3 protein-coding genes are annotated in these 2,511 nt (G+C 33.1%); all 3 read right to left on the reverse strand.

Going from position 1 to position 2,511, the window contains the following annotated elements; genetic code table 11:
* On the reverse strand, nt 1-873 hold an 873-nt coding region (locus ACH2BP_RS13530; RefSeq protein ID WP_395060763.1), incomplete at its 3' end, for an adenylosuccinate synthetase.
* 44 nt (nt 874-917) lie between these two features.
* Nucleotides 918-1,388, reverse strand: a complete 471-nt coding sequence (locus ACH2BP_RS13535; RefSeq protein WP_073210514.1) for a Fur family transcriptional regulator — start codon at nt 1,386-1,388, stop codon at nt 918-920.
* A gap of 147 nt (nt 1,389-1,535) precedes the next feature.
* Nucleotides 1,536-2,511: ACT domain-containing protein (locus ACH2BP_RS13540; RefSeq protein WP_395060766.1), on the reverse strand; the 976-nt coding region annotated here is incomplete at its 5' end.

Genomic DNA, 2,511 nt, shown 5'->3' on the forward strand with positions numbered 1-2,511 from the left:
TGCCATAGTTGCACCATCCTCATCAAAAAGTTCTGTTGGGAATGGACCGCTACCTACACGTGTTACGTAAGCTTTGAAAATTCCGTATACTTCTTTGATTTTATTAGGAGCAATACCTAAACCAGTACAGGCGCCTGCAGCGGTAGTGTTTGATGAAGTTACAAATGGATACGTTCCAAAATCAACATCCAGTAATGAACCTTGAGCTCCTTCACATAATATTGATTTACCTGCTTTTTGAGCCTGGTTTAAATATTCTTCACTATCAATAAAATCTAATTTTTTTAATTCTTCGATAGCTTCAAAAAATTCTTTTTCTAATTCTTCTAAGTTGTATTGGATAGCAACATCATAGAATTTAATCATTGCTTCATGCTTATCAGCCAAAGCTCTGTAACGCTCTTTGAAATCTTCTAATTCAATATCTCCTACACGAATTCCGTTTCTTCCGGTTTTGTCCATATAAGTTGGACCAATTCCTTTTAGCGTCGAACCAATTTTCGCTTTTCCTTTAGACGCTTCCGAAGCTGCATCTAATAAGCGGTGTGTAGGTAAAATTAAATGCGCTTTTCTTGAAATAATTAATTTGCTTTTGATGTCTAAATTAAATTTTTCCAGACCTTCGATTTCTTTTTGAAAAACAACAGGATCTATTACAACTCCATTTCCAATAATGTTTATGGCAGTTTTATGAAAGATACCAGAAGGAATAGTTCTTAGAACATGTTTTATTCCGTCAAATTCCAAGGTGTGTCCTGCGTTAGGTCCGCCTTGAAAACGAGCAATAATATCGTAATTTGAAGTAAGAACGTCAACAATTTTTCCTTTTCCTTCATCTCCCCATTGTAATCCTAGTAATAAATCTACCGTCATTCTGTATGTTATTTGTAGTTAATTTTTATATCAAAGACATCTAATTAGCTGTCTAAATTGTCTTTTTGTCTTTTTATTCCATATAGATATAAGGAATGATTGGTAATCTCAATGTCGAATATTTCTTCGATTGTTTTCTTAATACTTTGAATTCTTGGATCACAAAATTCGATAACTTCGCCAGTATCGGTCATGATAATGTGATCGTGTTGCTTATCAAAATACGATTTTTCGTAATGTGCCTGATTTTGTCCAAATTGGTGTTTACGCACTAAAGCACAATCTAATAGCAATTCGATTGTATTATAAAGCGTAGCCCTGCTGACACGATAGTTTTTGTTTTTCATTTTGATATACAAATTCTCTACATCAAAATGTTCTTCGCTATCGTAAATTTCCTGAAGGATAGCATAACGTTCGGGAGTTTTGCGATGTCCTTTTTTTTCAAGATACATTGTAAATACATTTTTTACAATTTCTTGGTTTTTAGTATTATCTGTGGAAATGAGTGTCATATGCTGGCAAAGATAATTTTTTATTTTTTAAAGTTTAAAGTTTAAAGTTGAAAAAATCAAATAGTTTAAAATGGACTGATTTGCTTTTTCGTTTTATTTTAGAGACCCTATGATAGCAATCTAAAAAATTGTAAACAATAGCCTTTCTTATGTTTTATATACTCGGGTTACTTTATCAATACCATCAATTTTCTTAATGTTGCTAATCATCTTTTTCAAAATGGTATTATTTTGAACGATAACAGCCACTTGACCGTGAAAGATTCCAGCGTCAGTGCTTAACGAAATACTCTGGATATTTACATGCATATTATTAGAAATTACCTTTGTCAGCTGGTTTGTCAATCCTAAAATGTCCATTCCGGTAATGTTTATGATTGCTTTGAATTCCTCTTGAGAAGAGTCAATCCATTTAGCTAACAATATTCTGTAAGCATAATTAGATTGCATTCCTATGGCGTTTGGGCAGTCTTTTTTGTGTACTTTGATTCCTTCGTTTATGGTCACAAAACCAAAAACATCATCACCAGGGATCGGATTGCAACAAGGCGATAATTTATAATCTAATTTGTCGTGTTCTTTGCCAAAAACGAGTAGATCATAATTGCTGCTGATAACTGGTTTATGAATATCCTCATCAGCTGTACTGCTAGAAGAACGTTTTATTTTGTTTTTGAAAAAATTTATAAAAGTGTTACTTTTTTGCGCCGCATAGTCTTTTAACTGTTGGTTTTCTATAGCACCAATTCCTACACGGTAAAATAAATCTAAACTTGTTTTCAATTTGAAAAAGTTGACTAACTCGTTGACAACCGATTCGTTTAAAGTTATTTTTAAATGTTTTAATTTTCGAGTTAGTAGTTCTTTTCCTTCCTCGCCAATTTTCTTGGTATTTTCGTTTAGAACGTTTTTTATTTTGGTTTTAGCTCTGGAAGTTGTCACGTAATCTAACCAGTTGATTGTTGGTTTTTGATGTTGAGACGTAATGACTTCAATTTGATCACCGCTTTTTAATTCGAAGTTCAAAGGGACTAATTTACCGTTAACACGTGTTCCTCGGGTGCGAATTCCTATTTCCGAGTGAATACTGAATGCAAAATCAAGGGAAGTAGCTCCCTTTGGC

The sequence above is a fragment of the Flavobacterium sp. genome, from assembly GCF_043756175.1.
Taxonomy (GTDB): domain Bacteria; phylum Bacteroidota; class Bacteroidia; order Flavobacteriales; family Flavobacteriaceae; genus Flavobacterium.

Excerpts from the sequence above, each read along its gene's own strand:
- ACH2BP_RS13535 (WP_073210514.1), bottom strand. The coding sequence starts at position 1,388 with ATGACACTCATTTCCACAGATAATACTAAAAACCAAGAAATTGTAAAA.